28 protein-coding genes and 1 pseudogene are annotated in these 23,051 nt (G+C 62.5%); 13 read left to right on the forward strand and 16 right to left on the reverse strand.

Annotated features, from left to right (window positions below):
* Nucleotides 1-4: 4 nt before the first annotated feature.
* Entirely contained in the window at nucleotides 5-976 is a 972-nt protein-coding gene (locus LVY75_20620) for an alpha/beta hydrolase (GenBank protein XAZ25534.1), read from the reverse strand.
* Nucleotides 977-1,121: 145 nt separating this feature from the next.
* On the opposite strand from LVY75_20620, the gene LVY75_20625 reads away from it, so the two are divergent.
* Nucleotides 1,122-1,559, forward strand: a complete 438-nt coding sequence (locus tag LVY75_20625) for an Rrf2 family transcriptional regulator (GenBank protein ID XAZ25535.1) — start codon at nucleotides 1,122-1,124, stop codon at nucleotides 1,557-1,559.
* A 158-nt stretch (nucleotides 1,560-1,717) separates the two neighbouring features.
* Nucleotides 1,718-2,155: a hypothetical protein gene (locus LVY75_20630; protein XAZ25536.1), complete on the forward strand. Its 438-nt coding sequence runs from the start codon at nucleotides 1,718-1,720 to the stop codon at nucleotides 2,153-2,155.
* A 250-nt stretch (nucleotides 2,156-2,405) separates the two neighbouring features.
* Here LVY75_20630 and LVY75_20635 read toward each other — a convergent pair whose 3' ends face one another.
* Nucleotides 2,406-3,032, reverse strand: coding sequence for a TetR/AcrR family transcriptional regulator (locus LVY75_20635; protein ID XAZ25537.1), 627 nt, complete (start codon nucleotides 3,030-3,032; stop codon nucleotides 2,406-2,408).
* Between the two features lie 116 nt (nucleotides 3,033-3,148).
* Between LVY75_20635 and LVY75_20640 the strand changes: the two genes are divergently transcribed.
* On the forward strand, nucleotides 3,149-4,006 hold the full coding sequence (locus tag LVY75_20640; protein XAZ25538.1) for an MBL fold metallo-hydrolase: 858 nt from the start codon (nucleotides 3,149-3,151) through the stop codon (nucleotides 4,004-4,006).
* 13 nt (nucleotides 4,007-4,019) lie between these two features.
* Here LVY75_20640 and LVY75_20645 read toward each other — a convergent pair whose 3' ends face one another.
* Complete coding sequence (locus LVY75_20645) at nucleotides 4,020-4,472, reverse strand: pyridoxamine 5'-phosphate oxidase family protein (GenBank protein ID XAZ25539.1); 453 nt, start codon at nucleotides 4,470-4,472, stop codon at nucleotides 4,020-4,022.
* Between the two features lie 148 nt (nucleotides 4,473-4,620).
* Here LVY75_20645 and LVY75_20650 point away from each other — a divergent pair, with 148 nt between their 5' ends.
* Both LVY75_20650 and LVY75_20655 read left to right on the forward strand, forming a co-directional pair.
* Nucleotides 4,621-5,043 (forward strand): helix-turn-helix domain-containing protein, encoded by a 423-nt coding sequence (locus LVY75_20650; protein ID XAZ25540.1) that lies wholly within the window; start codon nucleotides 4,621-4,623, stop codon nucleotides 5,041-5,043.
* A gap of 18 nt (nucleotides 5,044-5,061) precedes the next feature.
* A complete protein-coding gene (locus LVY75_20655) occupies nucleotides 5,062-5,442 on the forward strand; it encodes a DUF4180 domain-containing protein (GenBank protein ID XAZ25541.1) in 381 nt (126 codons plus the stop codon).
* Nucleotides 5,443-5,483: 41 nt separating this feature from the next.
* Here the strand turns inward: LVY75_20655 and LVY75_20660 are convergent, their stop codons facing one another.
* Nucleotides 5,484-6,473, reverse strand: a complete 990-nt coding sequence (locus LVY75_20660; GenBank protein ID XAZ25542.1) for a squalene cyclase — start codon at nucleotides 6,471-6,473, stop codon at nucleotides 5,484-5,486.
* Between the two features lie 171 nt (nucleotides 6,474-6,644).
* Here LVY75_20660 and LVY75_20665 point away from each other — a divergent pair, with 171 nt between their 5' ends.
* Entirely contained in the window at nucleotides 6,645-7,568 is a 924-nt protein-coding gene (locus tag LVY75_20665) for a LysR family transcriptional regulator (GenBank protein XAZ25543.1), read from the forward strand.
* Here LVY75_20665 and LVY75_20670 read toward each other — a convergent pair.
* The 3 genes from LVY75_20670 to LVY75_20680 form a co-directional block, all read right to left on the reverse strand.
* Nucleotides 7,531-8,283, reverse strand: coding sequence for an SDR family oxidoreductase (locus tag LVY75_20670; GenBank protein XAZ25544.1), 753 nt, complete (start codon nucleotides 8,281-8,283; stop codon nucleotides 7,531-7,533). The two genes, LVY75_20665 and LVY75_20670, sit on opposite strands and share 38 nt — an antisense overlap.
* 121 nt (nucleotides 8,284-8,404) lie before the next feature.
* Nucleotides 8,405-9,802 (reverse strand): chromate efflux transporter, encoded by a 1,398-nt coding sequence (gene chrA / locus LVY75_20675; protein XAZ25545.1) that lies wholly within the window; start codon nucleotides 9,800-9,802, stop codon nucleotides 8,405-8,407.
* Nucleotide 9,803: 1 nt separating this feature from the next.
* Nucleotides 9,804-10,619, reverse strand: a complete 816-nt coding sequence (locus LVY75_20680) for a sulfurtransferase/chromate resistance protein (protein XAZ25546.1) — start codon at nucleotides 10,617-10,619, stop codon at nucleotides 9,804-9,806.
* Nucleotides 10,620-10,888: 269 nt separating this feature from the next.
* Here LVY75_20680 and LVY75_20685 point away from each other — a divergent pair, with 269 nt between their 5' ends.
* On the forward strand, nucleotides 10,889-11,485 hold the full coding sequence (locus LVY75_20685) for a demethoxyubiquinone hydroxylase family protein (protein XAZ25547.1): 597 nt from the start codon (nucleotides 10,889-10,891) through the stop codon (nucleotides 11,483-11,485).
* A gap of 6 nt (nucleotides 11,486-11,491) precedes the next feature.
* Here LVY75_20685 and LVY75_20690 read toward each other — a convergent pair whose 3' ends face one another.
* Nucleotides 11,492-12,229, reverse strand: a complete 738-nt coding sequence (locus tag LVY75_20690) for an SDR family oxidoreductase (protein XAZ25548.1) — start codon at nucleotides 12,227-12,229, stop codon at nucleotides 11,492-11,494.
* Between the two features lie 193 nt (nucleotides 12,230-12,422).
* Here LVY75_20690 and LVY75_20695 point away from each other — a divergent pair, with 193 nt between their 5' ends.
* On the forward strand, nucleotides 12,423-13,046 hold the full coding sequence (locus LVY75_20695) for a TetR/AcrR family transcriptional regulator (GenBank protein ID XAZ25549.1): 624 nt from the start codon (nucleotides 12,423-12,425) through the stop codon (nucleotides 13,044-13,046).
* 175 nt (nucleotides 13,047-13,221) lie between these two features.
* Here LVY75_20695 and LVY75_20700 read toward each other — a convergent pair whose 3' ends face one another.
* The 6 genes and pseudogenes from LVY75_20700 to LVY75_20725 form a co-directional block, all read right to left on the reverse strand.
* Entirely contained in the window at nucleotides 13,222-13,755 is a 534-nt protein-coding gene (locus tag LVY75_20700; GenBank protein ID XAZ25550.1) for an AAA family ATPase, read from the reverse strand.
* Nucleotides 13,756-13,808: 53 nt separating this feature from the next.
* The gene (locus LVY75_20705) at nucleotides 13,809-15,128 is read right to left on the reverse strand and encodes a two-component sensor histidine kinase (protein ID XAZ25551.1); all 1,320 of its coding nucleotides are present in this window, start codon (nucleotides 15,126-15,128) and stop codon (nucleotides 13,809-13,811) included.
* Nucleotides 15,125-15,803, reverse strand: a pseudogene (locus LVY75_20710) (response regulator transcription factor). Before LVY75_20710 ends, LVY75_20705 begins: the two are co-directional and overlap by 4 nt.
* Nucleotides 15,800-16,366, reverse strand: a complete 567-nt coding sequence (locus LVY75_20715; GenBank protein ID XAZ25552.1) for a cytochrome b/b6 domain-containing protein — start codon at nucleotides 16,364-16,366, stop codon at nucleotides 15,800-15,802. Before LVY75_20715 ends, LVY75_20710 begins: the two are co-directional and overlap by 4 nt.
* A gap of 3 nt (nucleotides 16,367-16,369) precedes the next feature.
* Nucleotides 16,370-16,636, reverse strand: a complete 267-nt coding sequence (locus LVY75_20720) for a PepSY domain-containing protein (GenBank protein ID XAZ25553.1) — start codon at nucleotides 16,634-16,636, stop codon at nucleotides 16,370-16,372.
* Nucleotides 16,637-16,756: 120 nt separating this feature from the next.
* On the reverse strand, nucleotides 16,757-17,125 hold the full coding sequence (locus LVY75_20725) for an NIPSNAP family protein (GenBank protein XAZ25554.1): 369 nt from the start codon (nucleotides 17,123-17,125) through the stop codon (nucleotides 16,757-16,759).
* A gap of 390 nt (nucleotides 17,126-17,515) precedes the next feature.
* Here LVY75_20725 and LVY75_20730 point away from each other — a divergent pair, with 390 nt between their 5' ends.
* On the forward strand, nucleotides 17,516-18,220 hold the full coding sequence (locus LVY75_20730) for a DNA helicase (protein ID XAZ25555.1): 705 nt from the start codon (nucleotides 17,516-17,518) through the stop codon (nucleotides 18,218-18,220).
* A gap of 70 nt (nucleotides 18,221-18,290) precedes the next feature.
* On the opposite strand, the gene LVY75_20735 is transcribed toward LVY75_20730, so the two are convergent.
* Nucleotides 18,291-19,184 (reverse strand): LysR family transcriptional regulator, encoded by an 894-nt coding sequence (locus LVY75_20735; protein ID XAZ25556.1) that lies wholly within the window; start codon nucleotides 19,182-19,184, stop codon nucleotides 18,291-18,293.
* Nucleotides 19,185-19,278: 94 nt separating this feature from the next.
* Between LVY75_20735 and LVY75_20740 the strand changes: the two genes are divergently transcribed.
* The 4 genes from LVY75_20740 to LVY75_20755 all read left to right on the forward strand — a co-directional run bounded on the left by LVY75_20740 (nucleotide 19,279) and on the right by LVY75_20755 (nucleotide 22,444).
* Nucleotides 19,279-19,686, forward strand: coding sequence for a cupin domain-containing protein (locus LVY75_20740; protein ID XAZ25557.1), 408 nt, complete (start codon nucleotides 19,279-19,281; stop codon nucleotides 19,684-19,686).
* Nucleotides 19,686-20,669 (forward strand): aldo/keto reductase, encoded by a 984-nt coding sequence (locus LVY75_20745; GenBank protein XAZ25782.1) that lies wholly within the window; start codon nucleotides 19,686-19,688, stop codon nucleotides 20,667-20,669. The genes LVY75_20740 and LVY75_20745 overlap by 1 nt, the downstream gene beginning before the upstream one ends.
* A 25-nt stretch (nucleotides 20,670-20,694) precedes the next feature.
* Nucleotides 20,695-21,435, forward strand: coding sequence for an SDR family oxidoreductase (locus LVY75_20750; protein ID XAZ25558.1), 741 nt, complete (start codon nucleotides 20,695-20,697; stop codon nucleotides 21,433-21,435).
* 457 nt (nucleotides 21,436-21,892) lie between these two features.
* Nucleotides 21,893-22,444, forward strand: coding sequence for a DUF1062 domain-containing protein (locus LVY75_20755; protein XAZ25559.1), 552 nt, complete (start codon nucleotides 21,893-21,895; stop codon nucleotides 22,442-22,444).
* A gap of 67 nt (nucleotides 22,445-22,511) precedes the next feature.
* Here the strand turns inward: LVY75_20755 and LVY75_20760 are convergent, their stop codons facing one another.
* On the reverse strand, nucleotides 22,512-23,039 hold the full coding sequence (locus tag LVY75_20760) for an NUDIX hydrolase (protein ID XAZ25560.1): 528 nt from the start codon (nucleotides 23,037-23,039) through the stop codon (nucleotides 22,512-22,514).
* Between the last annotated feature and the right edge of the window lie 12 nt (nucleotides 23,040-23,051).

Below are 23,051 nucleotides of genomic sequence, written 5' to 3' on the forward strand. Positions count from 1 at the left end.
TCGGTCACAGGCCCTGCACGAAATCGATGATCGCGCGGCTGACAATGTCGGGCCGCTCCTGCGGCAGCCAGTGGCCGGCACCGGGCACGAACTGCGTGGCCTTGAGGTCGGGCGCGAGTTGTGGCATCGCGCCGATAATCTCCCGCATTCCGGGGATGGCAAGGCCCGTATCGCGTTCGCCGGCCATGAACAGCGCGGGGATCTCGATCTTCAGCCCCGCAAAAGCCTTCTGCAATTCCCAGTTCCGGTCGAGGTTGCGATAGTAGTTCAGGCCGCCGCGAAAGCCCGATGCCTTGAATGCGTCGACGAACGTATCGAGATCGGATTTCGGAAGCCAGGCGGGAAGTGTATCGCATTCCGGCAGATCGGCGAGCAAACCGGATGCGCGTGAGACCATGCCGAAGGGATTGGGCGTTCCGTCGCCCGGCAGCCGCGGGCCCGCCTCGCCGCTTGCGGCGCCATAGATCTTGCGAAGCGTGACCTCCACATTCCGCTCGAACTCGGCCTCCGCCGATCCCGGCTCCTGGAAGTAGAGCACATACAGCAGATGATCTGACGTTGCCGGAAAGATCTTCGTCGGCGGTATCGGCGGCTGACCCATGAGAGGCACGCTCATCGCGACAACACCCCGGAACCTGTCCGGACGCATCAGCGCGGCCTGCCAGGCAACCGTCGCACCCCAGTCATTGCCAACGATGACAGCCTGTTCCGCACCAAGCGCATCGACAAGCGCCACCATGTCGGCCACGAGATCGACGACCGTATAGGCGCCGGCCTCATCAGGGCTTTCCGTTCGGCCATAACCGCGCATGTCGGGCGCCACGGCATGAAAGCCCGCCCCTGCAAGTGCGGTGATCTGATGACGCCACGCATGCGATGTCTCGGGAAACCCGTGGCACAGCAGCACCAGCGGCCCCTCGCCCGCTTCGGCAATGTTCATCCTCAAGGTTGCGGTTTCGATCATGCGCTGCTGCATCGCTGCCTCCTCGACAATAAGCCCGTCGCCCTCGGAAAAATCGCATCCGGGCGACATCGAATCTTTAATTCCGTATCTTTTTACGTTACAGAAAATGGGAGTCAATAGACCGTAACACTATTTGTTACGCTATGGAGAGGCGCAGATGCGGCAAGACGGAAGACTGGCGCGAATGATCCATGTTCTCGTCCATATGGGATTGCTGGGCGGCCGGGAAACGAGCGAGCGCATCGCCCAGATGCTCAACACCAACCCTGTCGTCGTCCGCCGCACCATGGGCTCGCTGCGCCAATACGGCATCGTCGAATCGGAGGGCGGCCGCGGTGGCGGCTGGTCGCTGACAAGGCCGTTGGCAGAGATTACCATTCTGGATGTGCAACGCGCCCTGCAGGGCGAAACGATCCTTGATGCGCCGCTCTCCAACGATCACCCGTCCTGCCCCGTCGAGCGCGCCGCAAATGGCAAGCTGCAGCGCGCCTTCGAAAGCGCCGAACAGACGCTGGAGCGGGAATTCCAGAAGGTGACACTGGCGGAAATCGGCGACATCGCCATGGCCACCGCCCAGGCAGAAAAGCGGGCGTGACACTCATCCGGCTGCTTGCTGACGGCGCGTGAATCTGCCAACTTTCAGCAAAACAACAAGACCACAAAGAACAAGAAGAAACTCCTAGTCTGGTGGCACCACATCCCGATCGCCTTCCCTGAAGGTCTCAGCGTGTCCGGTGCGACAGGAGTTACATCATGACTGGATTCTGGCCCTTGTTCGTCGGCGGCGTGGTCCCCGCCATTCTCTGGGGCATCACCGCTATTTTCCAGAAGCAGAGCGCCATATCGGGCGTCGGCTCTTCGGCCTATCTCATCGCCTTCGGCCTGACGCTCGCTGTAGCGGGCGGGATCTCCGCCTTGATCTGGCGCCCCGCGCCCTGGACGGCAGAAGGCATCGGCTTTGCCGCCATCGCCGGCCTCTGTTTCGCCCTCGGCACCGGCCTCATCAGCTTCGCGCTCTTTGCCTACGGCGTGCCGGTCTCCAAGCTCGCGCCGATCTGGAGCTGCAACGTCCTGGTGACGCTCGCCGTCGGCGCGCTGTTTCTGGGAGAGGCTGCTGAGGTTGATATCATCAAACTCTCTGCCGGCACCCTGCTTATCATCGGCGGCGCCATTCTTGTCAGCAAGGCGTAGGCAGCGTTGTACCGTGTCGCACCCCCCTCTGTCCTGCCGGACATCTCCCCCACAAGGGTGGAGATCGACAAACGGCATGACCTTCGCACATCGCTAACGTTGAGCAGTTCGCAACGATGGTTGTTTGGGGAAACCAGCGCTCCCAGCCGATCTCCCCACCTGTGGGGGAGATGGCCGGCAGGCCAGAGGGGGGTGCGACACGGCACACCGTCCTTCAGCGTCTTGGCCGAAATAAGCCACTATTCCCTCGTCAATGCCCCTTGCCGTGCAGCAGCACGTCAAAGACCATCTGCTTGAATGTCTCGAGCGGCGCTCCGCTACGGTCCGCGCGCATGCGCAGAAGCGCCCCTTCCCAACTGTTCAGGATGAAATCGGCAAGTGCGCCGGCCGGCAGCTCGCCAGTCAATGTGCCGTCTGTCTGCGCTTCGGACAGACATGCCTCAATCACCTGGCTCCAGCGGCCGAAATGCGCTGCCACATGCTGGCGGATCAAATCGCTATGATCGACCGTCTCGGCACTGAAATTGCCGAGCACGCATCCCTGCGTATGACCTCTCAAGGCAAAGGACGCGGTGCGATCGTCGAAAAAGGCCTTGAGGCGGCGAAGCGGCGGTTTGTCGTGATCGGCAAGGAAACTCGTGAGCCGGGCAAGCGCCTGCTCGGAGTAGCGATCGGAAACCTCCGCCCCGAAGGCCTCCTTGCTCTCGAAGTAATTGTAGAAAGAGCCCTTCGGTACCTTGATGTCGTCGACGATCTTCTGGATCCCGGTCGCGGCAAACCCATGAGCATGGATCTCCTTCAGACCCGCCTCGATAAGCTTCTCCCGCATGTGCATGTTCGGCTTGGGGCCGCGTCGAGCCGGCGTGTCTGCGTCCATTTTTCCCTCTTGAACAATTATAGACGACCGGTCATATATTTATCGCTTCACAGCAAAAAATCAAGCTCGATCCCTCACCCTGCCGCCAAAACTCAACTGTTCAAGGAATTACCGCCATGACCTCGAACCCCACCCCCAGCCTGCGCTACGATGTCCTGACAATCCGCCGCCCAGGCCTCAGCCGCGATGTGCCGGCTGGCGATCCCGCGCTTCGATGGGTCGCCAATTCCGCCACGCTGATCTCGGGCGAACGTGATGCCGTGCTCGTCGACACCTTCCTGACCGAACCGCAAACAAAGACGCTCGCCGACTGGGTGGAAGCGAGCGGCAAGGACCTGAAGGCGATCTACATCACCCACGGCCATGGCGACCATTTCTTCGGCATCGGCGCCCTGTTGAAGCGCTTCCCCGATGCGAAGGCTTATGCCATCTCAGATGTGGTGGAGGCGATGCGCCGCCAGAGCGAGCCGGACATGCTCGATGGTTTCTGGCGCAAACTCTTCCCCGGCGAGATCGCCGAGACCATGGCCGTCGCCGATGTCCTCGAGGCGCCGGACCTGGAACTCGAAGGCCACAAGCTGATCCCGATCGATGCGGGTCATACCGACATGTCGCACTCGACCGCCCTCAACGTTCCCTCGATCGGGCTCATCGTCGGCGGCGACGTCGTTTATAACGGCATTCACTGTTACCTCGGCGAAACCACGCGCGCGAGCAGGCAACAATGGATCGAAACGCTGGACCGGTTGAAAGAGCTAAAGCCGAAGGCCGTCGTCGCCGGCCACAAGATCCCCGAAAATGACGACAACCCCGATATCATCGACCAGACGCAGCAATACTTGCGTGATTTCAACAGGCTTGACCTGGAAACGACGACAGCGCGTGAACTGTTCGACGCCATGCTGGCGCTCCATCCCAACCGTGCTAATCCCGGCTCGCTCTGGGGCGCTGCCAAGGTCACCAAGGGCGGCTGACTCTTACGCTGCATCAGAGCGTGACGAGATCCGCGTGCCCGAACCCTTTGGAATAATCGAGCACGGAGATCACCTTCGGCATGACACGGAAGATGCAGATCTGATCCCGCGTCGGCATGGCGACCGCCAGATCCTGCTGGACGGGATATTTCGCCGGCATCATGCGGAGCACCCTGTCGGCCTCGTCAGGGTCTTCCACCTTTTCGGCAAAGGCCGCCATCGACAGGCCGGTGATCTGCATCAGCTGGCCTGCATCCGGGTTGATCGTCAGCGACATCCTGTTGTCCCGCGCCAGATTGGCGGCTTTCTGGCTGTCCGGGCTGCAGAGAAAATAGAGCGTCAGCCCGTCATTGACGTAGCCCACCGTCGTCGTCTGCGGCCAGCCGTCTGGCCGGAGCGTCGCAACGCTCATGATCCGTTGCCCATCCAGGATCGCCTGGATCGTCTTCCTGATCGCCTCGTCCATGGCTCGCTCCGTTCAGTTTGCTGGCTGAAGCATGGTTTGCTGCTCGGCATTCCGCATTGATCCGTGTCAAGGCGAATATGGATCTGGATTAATTCCAAATATTCCGTATTATTACAAAATATGACCAGTATAGAGAATAATACGGACCATGTCGGAAGAGTTCTACACCGCTGAACAGGCGGCCGAGCGGCTGAAACTGCACCCGAAGACCGTGCTGCGGCTCATCCGCGAAGAGCGCCTGCGCGCCACGCGCATCGGCAAATCCTACCGGATTCTGCGCTCCGACCTCGAAGCCTTCGCTGGTGTCAGCAACAGCGCCCCGGCCCGGCAGGCGGAGGTCTATGTCACCAGCATCGTCGAAGTGCCCGATCTCTCCGCCGACATGTCGAACCGCCTGACCGTGCTGATGCAGGCCATGCTGATTTCGCGGCACCGCCGTCCGCACGCCCTGCAGTTCAATGCCGTCTATGACGCCGAACGGCAACTCCAGAAATTCATTCTGATCGGTACACCGTCGGACACGGCGGAACTGTTGAACAGCCTGGACGCTTATCTGAAGGCGCTCCGCTGATCAGAAGGAAGACATTCCGTGAGCAATGATATCAAGCTCCTGCACGGCTTTCGCGTGCTCCTGCGCAATCCCGATGGCAAGCCGTTATCGGCTGAAAGCGGCATTAACGATCTGATCGGCCACGCTCTCGGCGAAGCCGTCGATTGGGTCGTGCTGCCGGTACCCCGCCTGCCCGAGGGTTTCCTGACGCTCCGCTCGGGCATTGCCGGTGCTGCGATCCAGAAATTCGTCAACTACCGGGTTCGTGTCGCCATCATCGGCAGGATCGACGCGGAGCTTGCCGCAAGCAACGCGCTGCAGAGCTTCGTTCTTGAAGCCAATCGCGGCACGACCTGCTGGTTTCTCGATACGATGGAAGAGTTCGATGCCAGACTGTCAGCCTTCAGCACGCCGGCATAAATCACTGATCTATCGGGATAATGCCGGCTGTCGCGGCAGACTCACGCAAGGGCATGTTCAGCCTGTCGGCCGTCCCACCATTTCAGCACCCTGAGCGCCCTGAGCGTTACCCAGCGGGAGGGCTCTCCCTCACCGTCATCCATGACGAACCAGGCTCTGCCGGACACGCGCCAGTCGAGCGGCCAGCGACCATCTTCCAGTCGCCGCAGCCGGAGGTATTCAATTGCCTCTTTCAACCGCATGTCGGGAGCAGCCCCTGTCTGCAGGCTTGAGGCGCGAAAGTAATCGAGCGCCCGCAGCACATCGAAGCGCCAGCGGTTCGGATGCAGGAACTGCATGAATTTATCGTCGACCGGCTCACCGGTACTGAGACGCCGCATCAGGTGCCGCGCCAGCAGATAATCCTCGCCCGACCGTCTTGCCTCGCGCGATTGCTCGGTGCCGCCGGTACTCCGCTCGTATTCGAGAAGTCCTTCCAGCACATTGATCGTCGTATGGAAAGAGGAGCGCAACGAGCCATTCGCCCGCTCGCAGTTCCAGCCGCCATCCGACTGTTGCTCGCCGAGCAATCTTTTCACGACGGGCGAGATATCGACGCCGAAATAGGCGCCGTCGCCAACGGTGCGGCCATTGATGCATTCCTCCACCTCTCCTTCCCAGAAAGGCTGTCCGCCCTCGTCCCAGCGGCAATTGGCGCCGATGAGTGCGACAGTTCTCCGTGCGCTTTCGGAGCGCGGGTCGAGGCCGAATTCGCGAAGCTGCGTCAGCGAGAAATTCGTTGCCGTCCAGGGCTGGCCGGTTGCCTGCCATTCCTCGCGCGTGAAATCGCTGGGCAGGAAGGAACCGCCCGCCCATTGCCCATCGGCATCCTGAAAGGACAATAGCTTGGCGCCCCACCCCTCCCGCTCGACCTTCTGCCGTTCGGCGGACCAGACGGGTTCAGGCGCGTCCAGAAGATCGCGCAGCACCTGCCAGCGGATGGCGGGGTCAGAGGCGAGCAGCCAATCGATCACGGATGTCTCAGATGGCATCGGCAAGGCTCCCGTCGCTTGCGAAGACGGTTTTAAGTTTGGCCAAGCATGCGTCTGCCGTCAACATTGCGAGGCTCGACGTAAGGATTCCAGCCAACCGGAGACTCCCTCGGAGCATGGCCGCCTGATATAGGAGTGCCCATCCTTGCCACGGAGCGCACGGAGCTCGCTATGAACCCACGCCAACTGAAGACCTTCCTTGCCGTCGCAAAGCACGGCAATATCACCCGTGCCGCAAGCGAGGCCAATCTCGCCCAGTCGAGCCTCAGCGACCAGATGCAGGCGCTCGAAGAGGAATTGGGCGTCCCGCTTTTCGAGCGTTCCCGGCAGGGCGTGACCCTGACACCGGCCGGTGACGTGCTGAAATCCTATGCCGAAGAAATCCTTGCCCTGAACGACGAAGCAAAGACCGCAATCCGCGCAGCTGCCGGTCTTGAGAAACAGGCCCTGACGATCGGTACGCTCGAAACCATCGCAGCGGAAAAGCTCGCCGCCTTCCTGTCGCGTTTTCGCGGGACGCATCCCGCTATCGGTCTGACGCTGAAGATCGGCGGCAGCGGTGAATTGCAGCGGCGGCTGGAAGACGGCTCGATCGACATCGCCTTCACCTTCGACCGCGGAGAGCAGGATCGACGGTTCCAGACGCGCCTCGTCTCGCGCGAGCCGCTGACCCTGATAGCAGGCCGCAATACCCGGGCGATGCCGCCCGGAAACCTCGCTGACCTGAGCCGCCTGCCCTTCATCGCCACCGAAACCGGCTGCGTCTATCGCCGGCTCTTCGATGCTGCCTTTGCCGAGGCAGATATTGCCGCACCTGATATCGTCACCCAGGCGGACAGCGTCCAGACGATCATCCGCTTCGTCGCATCCGGCGCCGGTTACGGTCTTGTCCCGCGTCTGGCCGTCACTCCGGCCGCAGAGCGCGGCGATGTCGTGGAACTGCCCTGGCCAGGTGATACACCTGCTGCGTCGCTGATCATGCTGTGGCGGCGCCGGCGGGTGCAGCCGCCGGCGCTTTCTTCATTGATTGCCATGGCAAGCGAGGACCTGCGGCCGGTCAGACCAGCCGATGCCCGCCTTCGACATGCAGGATAGTGCCTGTCGCAAAGCCGTTGCCGATGAGGAAGCGGATCGCGTCGGCAATATCATCAGGCCGACCGACGCGACCCGCAGGCAGCCGCTTCGCCATGGCCTCCAGCGTTGCCTGCTTGGCATCGCCGGCAACGAAATTCCAGATCGGCGTATCCACCCAGCCCGGTGACACGGCGTTGACGCGCAGAGGCGCAAGCTCGACCGCGAGCGCCCGCACCAGTCCCTCCAGCGCCGCATTGACGGCCGCAACGACGGAACCGCGCGCCGCCGGCCGATAGGCGGCAACCCCCGACGTAAAGGTGATCGAGCCAGACGGCGGCAGGCACGGCGCGCCGTATTTGGCAAGCAGCAGCGGCCCGTAGAATTTGCTCTCGACGACCCGCTGCGCCGCCGCAAGCTGCAGATCCGGCAGCAACTGATAGGCCCCCTCGATATCGGCCGCCGTGCTGACGATATGGTCGACCGGCCCGCAATCGCGGAAGAAGGCCGCGATCTCCTCTTCACGGGTGAGATCGAGGGCCGCGGTGTTCAGATCAGCAGGGTCGCCGAGCGTCTGCCTCGCCGCTTCAAGCCTCGCCGCTTCAAGCCTCGCCGCACTGCGCCCGGCAATCGTCACCCGCGCCCCTTCGGCCAGCAGCCGTCGCGCCAGCGCCAGCCCCATGCCGGAACTGCCGCCCACGATGATGATCCCGGCGCCTTCCAAATTGATATCAGTCATCTGCGTCTCCTTCTTGTCTGGAAGAGCAGATGCCGCGCACTGGGCGGCAAGAAAAACGGAAGAAACCGATGACGCCATCGGTTTTTTCCGATGATGCGGATTCCGGCAAGCCGTCGATGCTTCAAGTCGGCCAGAACATCCCGGCGACGGCACAGCCGAGCAGCACCGGAATGACCGCCAGCCTGAACCGGAAGATCGCGATCGCTGCCGCAAGGCTCAACAGCAGCGATGGCAGCGACAGCGACGCCCAGACGGGCAGCTCGATCGAGAAGGGTCCGAGGCTGTGGACTTCGGCGCTCCGGAACAGGAAGTGGAGGCCGAACCAGATCGCGAGATTGAGGATGACGCCGACCACGGCCGCGGTGATGGCCGACATCGCACCGGCCAGGGCTGCATTTCCGCGCAGTTTCTCGATGAAGGGAGCGCCGAGGAAGATCCAGAGAAAGCAGGGAACGAAGGTCACCCATGTCGTCAGGATGGCGGCGAACGTGGCGGCCGTCATCGGATTGAGGCTGCCGGGATCACGATAGGCGCCCATGAAACCGACGAACTGGAGGACCGTGATCAGCGGACCTGGCGTCGTTTCCGCCATGCCCAGACCATCCAGCATTTCGTTGGGCTTCAGCCATCCGTAGTGCTGGACGGCTTCCTGCGCCACGTAAGCGAGTACGGCATAGGCGCCGCCGAAAGTCACCATCGCCATCTTGCTGAAGAACACGCCGATCTGCGTGAAGATGTCGTCGGGTCCAAGAAAGAGATAGAGCAACAGTATCGGCAGCAGCCAGAGTGCCAGGAGCACCGCCGATATCTTCAGCGACGAGCGCAGGTTCGGTCGCGCATGCAGAGGTATCTCCTCCCCAAGCAGCGCGTCGGCGTCGAACAGAGCCGCGCCGCCGGCCGCCTTGTGCCCGCCGCCACCCTGGAACAGCCGGGAACCCGACTTCGATCCCAGGAAGCCGACGATGGCAGCGGTGAGGATGATGACGGGAAAAGGCACATGGAACACGAAAATCGCCAGGAAAGCGGCTGCCGCGATCCCGATCATTGCCCTGTTCTTCAGGGCGCGGCCGCCGACCCTGACGACTGCCTGAATGACGACGGCAAGCACCGCCGCCTTCAGGCCGAAGAACAGGCCCTCGACGGCATCGACACTGCCGAGGCTCACGTAGAGATAGCTGAGCGCCAGGATGGAGAGGAAGCCCGGAAGCACGAACAGGATGCCCGCGACCAGACCACCGGCGGTCCGGTGCATCAGCCAGCCGATATAGATGGCAAGCTGCTGCGCCTCAGGTCCCGGAAGCAGCATGCAGTAATTCAAGGCATGCAGGAAACGCTGCTCGCCGATCCACCTCTTCTCATCGACGACGATGCGGTGCATCACGGCGATCTGCCCGGCCGGTCCGCCGAAGCTGAGTGCTGCAACGCGCAGCCAGACGCGAAAGGCCTCGCCAAAGGTGACGCCATGCGGGTTCGGCGACGCCCCGGCATCGGGCGTCGCATGGGTAACGGCACTGCTCATGTCAGCCTCCCTTTTTCGCGGAAGGCCAGTTGTGCGTTTCATCCGTGGCGTCGCGGCACCAGCGGTAGAAGGCATCATAGAGCAGCATGCCGGCATCGAGCTGCTTGAGATCGTCGACGAACATGCGCGACAGGCCGAGCGAGGCGGCGAGCAGCCCGGCCACTTCAGGAGCAAGGTCCGGCCGGGCGGTATCGGCGCCGCGAACGATCCTCGCGAGCCTCAACATCGGCTCTGAGGCAAGGCCGAATTCCTCGATCATCACATCGAAGGTGCAGAGCTCGCCGCGATGGCTCCAGAAGACCTCCTCGATATCGAACGGCACGGCGCCGAAGCGATCGGCAACCAGGGCGACGTCCGATGTCGGCACGAAGAGAAAGACCGCCGAGGGATCGACGAAGCGCCGGATGAGCCAGGGACAGGCAATGCGGTCGATCTTCGGACGCGCACGCGTGACCCATACGGTCCGCCCTTCCCGGTCGCGCGGCGGCAACCTGTCGACGGGCACGGCCGAGCCGCCGGCCCTTATCCAGGCCTCGAAGCCGCCTTCCAGCACTTCCGCAGTGCCTCCGGCATGCCTGATATGGGCGGCGACCCCATGGCTGAGCTTGCCGCCCGCCTGGCAGACGACAATCACCGGCGCGGCAAAGCCTGCCGCCCATTCGCTGACATCGGTGTGAGATTTCCGGATCGAACCCGGCACAAGCCGCGGATCGCGGGCGAAATCCTCCTCGACGCGCACGTCGACGATGACAGGCGCATTGGGTGTGCCGACGATACGGGTGAGTTTGTCTGAAGATATTTCGAGAAATGATGGCATGACGCGTCCTCCGGTGTTCGGTTTCATGGACGCGATTCTTCGGCATGTCGCCTCGTGGGGTGATCGCAACCCCATATGATTTTTATGCGCGCCGCCGTTTTTCGTGTCAAGCTTCGGGAGGGAATGCCGCCCGGTCCGTCAGACCCTCTTGCGAGGTCATTAAACGGGGGCCTGGTCGACAATACGCCTCATAGGCTGTGCCCAGCCATTGACGATCGCGGTGGTCGTATTGCCTACTACTGACACCGAAGCTGGGGCGCGCATGGATCATGGACAATCTGCCTGATATCGTCAGCAAGCGCGATCCGGCGATCACCGTCAGGCGTATCCTCAAGGTCAATCATGCCGGCGAGTTCGGCGCCATCCGCATCTATGGGGCACAGATCTGGATGGCGCGCCGGCTGTTTCCGGATATCGTCCCGGCGCTTCAGGACATGCGGGAAGACGAGATCAGGCATTGCCGCCTGTTTCGCGAGGCCATGCCGCCAAGGAGCGCCAGGCCTTGCCGTGTGATGGCCTTCTGGAGCCTCGGTGGTTTCGTCCTGGGCTTTCTCACGGCCCTTGGTGGGCGCAACATGGTCTGGATCTGCACCGAGGCGGTGGAAAGTACCGTTCATCGCCATCTCGAAGATCAACTGGCCTTCGTGAAGAACCGAGATCCTGAGCTCCATGCGCTCATTGCCTCGATCCAGGACGAGGAACTCGCGCATCTGCGCGAGGCCGAGGAAAAGCAGACAGGGCGCGGGCTCGCCCACAAGCTGCTACTGCCCGTCATTGGCGCGCTCACCGATCTGATGATCTGGCTGTCGACCTGGGGCGATTCGAGCTGGATGCGCGCGGAGATCGCGCGCTCCGGAAAGGCCTAGCGCCTATCAATTCCGCCCGCCATTCGCCCTGATCACCTGCCCATTGACCCAGGCGCTCTCGCTACTCGCCAGAAACGACACGATCTGCGCAATATCCTCTGGCTGCCCAAGCCGGCCGAGCGGGATTTCATTCGTCAGGCGCTGGATCAGCTCCGGGGATCGGCCTGCAAGCAGCAGTTCGGTCGCGACCGGGCCGGGCGCCACGGCATTGACCGTGATGTGGCGGGGGCCGAGCTCCTTTGCGAGGATATGCGTCATCGCTTCAACCGCCGCCTTGGTGGCTGTGTAGACGGCATTCCCCGGCGAATAATGGCCGATGATGCTGGTCGACAGGTTGATGATGCGGCCGCCCTCGCGAAGGCGTCTTGCGGCCTCGCGCATGCCGTTGAAGGTGCCGGTCAGGTTGACGGCGACGAGGCGCTGGTAGTCTTCATCACTCACCTCAGAAAGCGGGCCAAAGGTGGTGACGCCGGCATTGTTGACGAGCACGTCGACGGTTCCGAATTCTGCTTCGGTGTGCTCGAAGAGCTCGGCAAGTGCCTGCGGGCTGGAGACATCGGCGCCAAGCGCCAGCGCCCGGCCGCCGGCTGCCGTGATGGCGGCGACTACTTCCTCTGCCTGCGCAGCGCCTGCCGCATAATTGACGACGGTCTGGAAACCATCGGCTGCGAGCCGTCTGGCAATCGCCGCGCCGATCCCTCTGGATGCGCCGGTGACGATGGCGGTTTTGATCTCGTTTGACATGGACAATTCTCCGTTCTGTTCCGGCGCGGTCGATCGCAGGCACGGCAAGGGATATGCGCGTCACCGCTCCCGGTGATGCGTTCAAGTTTCCAAATCCCTTTGCTGAGCGACCGCTTGTGCGCTTGATCTGACGGATCTAATGTGAGCGATAACTCGCCTTCCCGCTACTCGCATTTCAAGGCCCGTTCCAGCAATGTCCGAAAGCCCCTACAAGAGCCGATCCTCGCCCAGAAAAGCGCCCAGACAGGCCCGCTCGCTTGCGACGGTCAGCGTGATCGTCGAGGCCGCGGCTCGCATTCTGGAGGAGCGCGGCCACGAAGGTTTTTCCACCAATGCGGTGGCAGAAAAGGCCGGCGTCAGCATCGGCTCGCTCTACCAGTATTTCCCACGCAAGGATGCGCTGATCGGCGCGCTGATCCTGCGGCAGACCATGTCACTGATTGGAGATGCAGAAAGTGCTGCCGGCGAGCCGACGGGCGAAGCGGCGCTCTCCGCCCTGATAGACCCCTGCGTCCGCCAGCAGCTCGAACGCCCTGCCCTTGCCCGCCTGCTCGATTACGAGGAGGCCCGCCTGCCGCTCGATGCGCAAACCGATCGCATCAAGCACCGCTTCCTGGAACTCACCCGCAATACGCTGGCGCGCCCGGACATGCCGCCGCAGCCCGATATCGATATCGCGGCACGCGATGCAGTGGCAATCATCAAGGGCATGATCGATGCCGCCGGCGAGCATGGGGAAGAAGACCGGGACGGGCTGGCGCTGCGCGTCAGACGCGCCGTGATCGGCTATCTCAGAGCCTCCTCGGAAGGCAGATAATTCCGGACCCTGATTTCGGTCGGCAAAAAGAACCCTCGGTCCGGGAGTGGAACCGAGGGTTTTCATTTGCAGGAGTGAACGCAGCGATCGCTGGGAACGATGAGCCTTCGAGTGGGGGACAAGGCTGCCGCGTTGGATAAGAAACGAGCCGTGTCGAACTTGGTTCCTTAAAAAGTCACAGCTCCGGCAGCTGGCTCAACAGAAAGTCCGCTCGCGCCGGGACATCGACCTTCGGCAGGATGACGACCTCGTAGCCCATCTCGGGATAGGCCGTGGTCAACCGGTCATATTCGGCAACCGCCTCTTCGAAACCATGCCGCCGCTCGGGGTCGTGGACATAGATTTCCGGCCAGGGCGGCGTCAGAAACACCATGTGGTGATAAGGGCGTTGATCCCGCAGCGTCTCCAGCATCGCCTTCCCGGTCGTGGCCTGCAGCGCAGAAGCGGCGTCGATCAGGCCGCGATCGAAAAACGTCCATCCGGGCTGGACTTCAGCGAGCTTCCGATCCTCGAGCGCCATCGCGATCGCCCGCCGGGCAAAGGCCGCCGGGTCGACCCAGGGCAAGGCAGCACCCTGCCCGGCCAGTTCCTCCCTCACGATCCGGCGTCCCGGCTCCTCGACGGTCGCGTAACCGCGCCGGGAGAGCTCTTCGAGCAATGTGGATTTCCCGCCGCCCGAGCAGCCGGAAATAACAACGCATTTGATCATGAAACTCTCCGATGAACGGATGATGAGAAAAGAAGCGCGGCGCGCAGACGCGGCTATGTGCCGATCTCCAGGTCGAAGACATGACCCTGCCTGCCGGCCGAGCAGCGAAGCGAACCCCTGTGTATCGCAGCGATGCGCGCCACGATATCAAGCCCGATGCCCATCCCGTCGGCGCGTGGGGCGACATCGGCGCCCTGCCTCACGCCTGCCGGATGCCGGTCCTCGACGCGGATCAGATCATTGCTGACCCGCACGACGATGCCGGTATGGGCAGGCGTGTGGCGAACGGCATTGTCGATCAGGTTGCGAACGGCGTCCTTCAGCAGGGCCGGCACACCCTGCACGATGGCGGCATCGACCTGCGCGGAGAATTCCAGCGAGTGATTGTTTTCGTAGACCCAGGGCGCCAGCTGTTCCACCACGCTGGACGAAAGCTCGACAAGGTCGACCTCCTCGAACATGCCGTGATCGAATGTATCGAGCCGCGCGAGCGCGGTGATCTGGCTGACGAAACGCACGAGATCGTCGAGATCCGCCTCAGCCTTGCGCGCCCGCGGATGGTCGATATGACCGAGCTCCAGCTTGATTGCCGCAAGCGGCGTGCGCACTTCGTGCGCGATGCCCGATGTCAGTATCTTCTGGGATTTCATCAGCTCGCCGACACGCTCGAAGGCCCGGTTGACGGCCTCGGCAAGATGGGCGACTTCGCGCGGCATATCCTGGAATTGCAGATGCGAGCGTGAATCCATCGGGTCGATCCGTTCGGCCGCCTCGGCCGCAGTCCGCACCGGCTTCAGCGCCTGCCGCACGGAAAGCAGGGTGGCGCCGAGCACGAGCACCAGCAGGATGCTCATCGGCACGATCATATGCTCGATCACCTCGTTCCACAGGACATCCGACACCACATCCTGCGGATCGCCCATCGTCGCGACATCGACGACGAAGCGCCGCTCGCCCACCATGAAGGCCCGCCCGCCCACCAGCGTCAGCGGTTTGCCGGGCTCGAGCGACCGCAGCCAGAAATCCGGCGGGTTGACATCAGGCGGCAGGAAGCGGCTCTCGCAGGCAGCGTCGCAGGACTGGAAGACGAACCCGCCGCCGGCCTCGCGGATGCGGGCCACATAGCCTGTCTGCGCCTGCCCGTAACGCCCCTCGACAGAATCGGGAAGCCGGTAGCGGATGGCGCCGTCCTCCACCGCAATGCCGGAGGCTAGCCGCTCGGTCTCCTGCTCCACGAAGAGCCGCGAAAGCTCCCCGACATTCCAGTAATAGGCGGAAAAGATCACGGCGAGCTGCAACACCATGGCCAGCACCGCAAAGAAGGCAATACGCCGGGTCAGGATCGCGCCCAGTGTCGGCGATGAGAGCCTCATGCGCGCACCTCCCGCATCATGTATCCGACACCCCTGACGGTCTCGATCAGCACCTGTGTCGGATGCCCTTCGAGCTTTCTGCGCAGCCGGGAAAACGGCAAGTTCGACGGCATTGCTGCTGCGCTCATCGCCGAATTCCGAGAAGGCATGCTCGATCTTCGGCTTGGGTACCACTTGCCCGCCGTTGCGCATCAACAGTTCCAGAAGGCCCTTTTCGGAAGGCGCGAGCGCAATCTCGTCGCCGGCACAGATCACCTGGCGCGTGGCGAGATCATATTGAAGGGCGGCGAATTCCAGGACCGGCATGACGGTTGACGGCGCGCGGCGCGTCAGCGCGCGGATGCGGGCGATCAATTCTCCATTGTGAAAGGGTTTTACGAGGTAATCATCCGCGCCGGCATCGAGCCCGGCGATGCGCTCGTCGACTGCGCCCCGCGCCGTCAGCACCAGGACCGGCATCTGGACCCTCGCGGCCCGGAGCGATTTCAGAAATGCGATCCCGTCCTCATCAGGCAGGCCGAGGTCGAGAAGCAGCAGGTCATAATCCGCTTCCTGCAATGCAAGCCGCCCCTCCTGCGCCAGGGCGAAGGCATCGATCTTCCAGCCGGCGTCGTGGATGGCTTCGCAAAGCAGTTCGCGAAGCCGGGAACTGTCCTCGATCAGCAGTATCCTCATGCCCTCTTTCGACCCGTGACCATCGACCAGACGAGATTCTCCCTGTGCCTCCAGCTTTCGATGATGGCTGCGCCCGCGTGGACGAAGGCAAGCACCATGATGCCGTTTGCGATCGTGCCGTGCAGTTTCTCCAGCCATTTCTCGCCCCAGAAGGCATCGAGCGTCGTCATCCAGCCGGTCAGCACCGTTGCCGCCAGCAATGCCATCAGCAGCAGCATCATGACCGATGCCAGCGGATTGTGACCAAGATAACGTCTTTCACTGCCGTCGATCATATCAAAGATCTGCTCCATCACCCTGCGCGGCGTCGGCAGGAAATCGGAAAAGCGAGCATGTTTTGTACCGACGAACCCCCAGAGGATGCGAATGACGATTGCCGTAGCGACGACATAACCCGTGATGCGGTGCCAGTATTTGCCTTCTTCGAGAATGAAGAGGTTGAGCGTGCAGGCCGCGACGATGGTCCAGTGGAACAGCCTGACGACCGGGTCCCACACCCTGATCGTCTGCCCGGCGGCATCGGAGGGCACCTGGCCCTCCTTCTTCAACGAGATGGCTGTCATCGCTCAATCGCCCTTCTGGACGATATCGCCGGAAACCGGATTGAAATAGACCTCGGCGCGTTCGCCGTTCTTGTCCTTGCCGTAGATCTCGTAGCAATTGCCGGTGATTTCGAAAGTCTTGACCTTGTAGCCCATGGCCTCGATCTTCGCCTTCATGGCGGCCTCCGGCATCCATCTGGATTTCGGCTCCTTCGTGCAGCTCGGGCTTGCAAGCGCCAAGGCGGGCGAGAGCGACAGGATTGTGAGAGCGGCGACCAGTTTCAGCTTCATGATTTTACCCTTTTGCAGAAGCCCCTTGCGGGCGACGGCAAACGGGTAGCGCGGCGAAGCTGTCTGTTTGCTGTCGGGGCAGGAAGACGAGTTCCTGCCGCCGACAGCTGCCCTCGCCGTCTATTCGCCGCGCGGCAACGGTCGCAGAAACAGGCGCTCGTAGCTCTTGAACGGAGGATCGGCCCCGAAGCGCGCATTGGCCGCGATACTGTCCGGATCGGCGGCGACGCTGGCGCGGTAGCCGAGATAGGTCGGCTCGTCCGGAAAGGTGAAAAGAGCGATCGCGATATTGCCTGCCCCATCCGCCCCTGCACCCGGAAAGCTCAAACCCGCGCCTTCCGGCTTTTCGCGCGGCATGAAATAGCCGTGATGTGTTCCGCCGTAACGCTCGATCAGCCGAACCCAGACCTCGGCATAGGCTTCGAATTCCATACGTTTCTTCGGGTCGAGGCGGTAACGCACCTCGCAGGTGACTGGCATGCTCGACATCAAGGACATTCCTCCCCCGTCACATATAGTTCACGAGCGGATACCTGCCATGGACACGCCAACGGATCTGAGGGAATTCCGGCAAGCGCGGCCGGTAGTTGGAGGGGATCGAGCCGACGAGCGGGCCGCTTGCCCGTGCACAGGCGCGATGCGGTTCAAGTTCACTCAGGAGGACGATGCGAGCGCGAAGGAAGCAAGCGCCCGAAACACCGCTGAATTTTCCAGCTTGCCGCGAATCGCGCCGCTCGCTACCTCTTGGGCAAGGCTCGACCCAAGCCTCCTCCCTCCATCCGGGAAAGCATCGTCCATGCGGGGCAATCCACCATCGAACCATCTGTTCGAGCACCGCATAAGGAGGGGTTGCGTTTCCGGCTCGCAATGGAGGTTTGAATGAAACTGTCTGCACCCATCTATCAGCTGAAGCGCCGGGCGAAATTGCTGGCGCGTACGGATACGATCCCGCTTCATCAGGCGCTCGATCGTATCGCGCAGGAGGAAGGTTTTACCGCCTGGAGCCTGCTTTCCTCCCAGCATGAGCCATCTGCATCATCCATGCTGTCGCAACTGGCAGATGGCGATCTGCTTCTGATCGCTGCCCGTCCGGGCCACGGCAAGACCCTGCTCGGCCTGCAGCTTCTGCTCGATGCCGTCAGCCAGGCACGAAGGGCAACCTTCTTCACGCTCGAATATACCCATCAACAGAGCATGAACCGCATCCATGCCCTGCCGGAAGGCGAAGCGATCGGGGACAGGATCGAGATCGTCACCTCGGATGAGATCAGTGCCGATTATATCATCCGGCATCTCGCGGGCGCGCCGCGGGGAACAGTCGCCGTCATCGACTATCTGCAGCTTCTCGACCAGCAGCGCAGCAAGCCGGCCCTGTCGGAGCAGGTTTCGGCCCTTCAAAGCTTCGCCCGGGATACAGGGGTTGTGCTGGCCTTCATCTCTCAGATCGACCGGTCCTTCGAGGCCGGCGGCAAGGGCTTGCCGGATCTTGGGGATGTGCGTCTGCCGAACCAGCTCGACCTCGGGCTCTTCACCAAGGCCTGCTTCCTGCACAACCGGGAAGTCCAGCTTCAGCACATAGCCTAAATCATCGCGGGGGCCGTTATCCGTCAGTTGCCGGCCCCCGGCTTTCTCGTGACTGTTGACGTTTCAGCTATCAGCCGCGATAGCGCAAGGAATCCACCACTATGGCGAAGGCCGGCGTCTGATGGCGCCGGCTGGGATAGTAGAGGTGGAAGCCGGAAAAGGGTGGGCACCAGTCTGCGAGCACGCGGGTCAGGCGCCCCGCCTCGAGATCGTCGCGGACGCGGTCCTCCAGCACGAAGGCGAGACCGGCACCGGCAATGGCCGCCTTGACGGCCAACGTGCCGCTGTTGACCGCAAGCTGGCCCTCCACCCGCACGCGTAACTCGCGCCCGCCCTGCTCGAATTCCCAGGCATAGAAACCACCGGCCGTCGGCAGCCGCAGATTGATGCAATTGTGCTCCGTGAGCTCATGAGGTGTGCGCGGGCGGCTTCGCTTCTCGAAATAGTCGGGGGAGCCGACGACGGCCATTCTGACATCCGGGCCGATCCGCACGGCCACCATGTCCTTCGCAACCTGTTCGCCGAGCCGCACGCCGGCATCGAGACGCTCGGCGACGATATCCGTGAGGCCGTTATCGACAACGATTTCGATCGCGATATCGGGATATTGCGGCAACAGCTTCTGCACGGCCGGCATGAGGAACAATTCGGCTGCCTGTTCGCCCGCCGAAATGCGGACGCTACCCGAGGGTTTTTCACGTAGCGCCGATAGCTGCGCGAGTTCCGCACTGATCTCCTCAAGCCGAGGCCCGACAGATTGGATCAGACGCTCGCCGGCATCCGTCGGCGACACCTTGCGCGTCGTGCGAGTGAGCAGCCGCAGACCCATGCGCTCTTCAAGCGCGCGCACCGTCTGGCTGAGAGCCGATTGCGAAACGCCGAGCAAGGCGGCGGCTCGCGTGAAGCTGCCCTCGCGCGCGACGGTCAGGAAAGCGGAGATATCGTCGAGATTGGTCCGGGTCATTCATAAGCTGCCCTAATAGGTTCATGCGGATTTTAGCTTCTAATCGCAGAACTGCGTAGCCGCTAAATGAAGATCGGCAGGAAAGGATACGCCCATGCAGATCAAGCGCAGCGGCTTCGCACCCTCGGTTCCGGGTCCGGAAGCCTTTTTCACCGGCACTGTGCGTCTCGACGCCCGTTTCGACAGCGACGATCCCGACCGGGTCGGCGGTGCCACCGTGACCTTCGAGCCGGGCGCACGCACCGCCTGGCACACCCATCCGCTCGGCCAGACGCTGATCGTCGTCTCCGGCCTCGGCTGGGCACAGCGTGACGGCGGCCCGATCGAAGAAATCCGGCCGGGCGACATCGTCTGGTTCGCACCAGGCGAAAAGCATTGGCACGGCGCCACTGCAACAACGGCCATGAGCCATATCGCCATTGCCGAAAAGCTCAACGGCAGTCCGGTCGACTGGATGGAAAAGGTCACGGACGACGAATATCACCGGATGGAGACACGATGATGCAGAAACGCAAACTCGGAACGCATGGTCCCGAAGTCTCGGCCCTCGGCCTTGGTTGCATGGGCCTGAGCTTCGGTTACGGCCCGGCAACGGAAAGGCATGCGGCGATTGCTCTGATACGCACTGCCTTCGAGCATGGCGTCACCTTTTTCGATACGGCGGAAGCCTATGCCCAGGGAGCCAATGAAGAATTGCTCGGCGAAGCACTCGAACCGTTCCGCGGAGAGGTGGTGATCGCCACGAAATTCGGCTTTCGGGACGGCGATTCCAGCAAGGGTCAGGACAGCCGCCCCGAGCGCATTCGGCAGGTGGCGGATGCCGCCCTGAAGCGATTGCGTACTGACAGGATCGATCTCTTCTACCAGCATCGCGTCGATCCCGAAGTGCCGATGGAAGAGGTTGCCGGCGCGGTGAAGGAGCTGATCGCTGCCGGCAAGGTCAAGCATTTCGGCATGTCGGAAGCGGGGGTGGATTCGATCCGCCGGGCCCATGCCGTCCAGCCGGTCGCCGCCCTGCAGAGCGAATATTCTCTCTGGTGGCGCTTGCCCGAAAAGGAGATCCTGCCGCTGCTCGAAGAACTCGGCATCGGTTTCGTGCCCTTCAGCCCCCTCGGCAAGGGTTTTCTTACGGGCGCAATCAGCGAGAGCACCAGTTTCGACAAGACGGATTTCCGTAATGTCGTGCCGCGCTTTTCGGAAGAGAACCGCAAGGCCAATCAGGGCCTCGTTGCGGTGCTGAGTGGGATCGCCGCCGCCAGGCAGGCGACACCGGCGCAGATCGCGCTCGCCTGGCTGCTCGCCCGTAAGCCATGGATCGTGCCGATCCCCGGCACCACCAAGCTGCACCGGCTGGAGGAGAATATCGGCGGCGCAGCGATCAAACTCACGCCACAGGATCTGCAGGAAATAGAGACCGCATTGTCTGGTGTCACCGTGCAGGGAGATCGCTACCCGGCCCACCTGCAGGCCCGCATCGGCCGATAGGCTGCCAGCACTGAAAGGAATTACCATGACTGACAATATCAAGGGAAAGACGGTCGTCATCACCGGCGCCAGCAGCGGCCTCGGCGAAGCGACCGCCCGTCACCTCGCCAATGCCGGCGCCAAGGTGGTGCTCGGCGCCCGCCGGATCGACCGCCTGAAGGCGCTCTCCAGTGAACTCGGCCTCCCCGAAGGCTCCGCCATCGAAACCGACGTGACCGAGGCCGGGCAGGTCAAACATCTCGTCGATCAGGCCGTGCGGCTGCACGGGCGGATAGACGTGATCGTCAACAATGCCGGCCTGATGCCGCACTCGCCTCTGGAGCGCGGCAAGATCGACGATTGGGACCGGATGATCGACGTGAACCTCAAGGGCGTGCTCTATGGCATTGCCGCCGCCCTTCCGCACATGACGGCGCAGAAGAGCGGCCATATCATCAACGTCTCGTCGGTCGCGGGACACAAGGTCCGCCCCGGAAGCGCGGTCTATGCGGCGACCAAGACAGCCGTGCGTGTCATCTCCGAGGGCCTGCGCCAGGAGGTGAAGCCCTATAATATCCGCACGACGATCGTCTCGCCCGGTGCGGTAGAGTCGGAACTGCCGCAGAGCATTACCGAGGCCGATGTCGCGGCCGGCATCGCCGATTTCTATGAACGCTATGCCATCCCGGCCGACAGTTTCGCGCGGGTCGTCGCCTTCGCGATCTCGCAGCCCGAGGAGGTGGATATCAACGAAATCCTCTTCCGCCCGACGGCGCAGGAGCTTTGATAGAGCTTCAGCGGGAAGTTGCAGAAATGCCGCATGGGGCAGCCTTCGTCTCTGCCATGCGTCGTAAGTCTCCCTCTCCCGGCGATTGTTTGCTATTGATCCGCTCGAAGAGCATTGGCGCATCGAGGTAGACTTTGCCTAAGTAAGAACCGGTCTCAACCCAGTTTCACCCGTACGGCCTGGCGGCGATGGCTGCCGGCGTATGAATACGTTCATCGGGTGGCGGCAAGAGACCGGTTTGGCATTGTTCCGATCGCCAGTAACAGCCCCGCTGTCTCTGCTCTTCAGCCACCCGAAAGCATCGCCACGCCGCGCCCGACAGGGCTTTCTCTCGCGCCATCTTGGTGAACTTCCGAACGGAAGACCAAGACTTATGTGCGATACCCTACGGGTCCGATGGACCGTAACGCCGAAAACCGCTCCCCAGCCCTGGATTGCCTGTGGCGGATGCGGCGGATTGAGAGCCTTTCGATCCAGCGACAAGATCCGGCTCAATGCCAATGGCCGCCGGCTGGATGCCTGGCTCATCTACAAATGCCTGGCCTGCGACAAGACCTGGAACCGGCCGCTCTTCGAGCGTCAGAATGTCCGCGATATCGATCCGGCCGTTCTGCACGCGCTGCAGTCCAACGATCCGGATTGGATCCGGACGGAGAGCTTCAACATCGAAGCCCTGAAACGCAAGACCGAGCGCATCGACGAATTCCCGGAATTCGACCTCGTCAGGGAGGTGCTGCGCGAGACTGCCGGCTGGACGCGACTGGAGATCGAGTTGGCTGTGCCGTTGCCTGACGGCATACGCCTCGACCGCCTGCTGGCCTCCGGGCTGGAGATGTCGCGCACGCGGCTGCAGGCGCTCCACGAGAAAGGCCTGCTCCGGGCGCATCCGGATCGCGCCGGCCTCTTGCGGCGCCGCATCAGGACCGGCGTCGAGGTGATGGTCGACCTTTCAGCCGTCCCTGACCGTGAGCTCTCTTGGGGACCTCTTGCAACCGGCAGTCCCCGCTAGTCTCTTAACGCAAAGGCCCGCAATGGCGGGCCTTTGCAACTGTGCCTGCCCGCCAGGGCGGCGGCAATCAGGTCAATCCGGGCAATGCGGCGAGCGACACGGCTGCATCGGCCCGCGGTCGCCGTCCATGGATGCGATGGGGTTTCAGCCGGTCCTGCGACGTCAGCGGATTGTCCGCATCGATTGCGCGGAAGATCTCCTGCAGTTCGGGCTCATCGACGAGAGAGGCCGCGTCCGCCGGCGAAATCCAGATCTTCTGCCTCTCCCCATATTCGCGGAAATGCGTGGTTTCGCTCTCCAGTCGCAGCAGATGCACCGAAACCGTCAGCGGCTGCTCCTGGTCCTTCAGATAGCTGTAATAGCCGAGCGGCTTCTTCCTGACCTTGCCCCTGACGCCGGCCTCTTCGGATGCTTCGCGCTGGGCGCAGCGATAGGGCTTTTCCTTCTTCTGGAGATAGCCTTTCGGGATCACCCATCGTCCGGTATCGCGGCTGGTGATGAGCAGGACGCTCAGCCTCCCGCCCCTTTCCACGCGGCAGCAGATGACACCGCACTGGTCGACCCCGCGGCGGCCTGTCCTTGCCGGAGTTTCCACATTCAATTCCGA

The organism is Sinorhizobium sp. B11, from assembly GCA_039725955.1.
Taxonomy (GTDB): domain Bacteria; phylum Pseudomonadota; class Alphaproteobacteria; order Rhizobiales; family Rhizobiaceae; genus Rhizobium.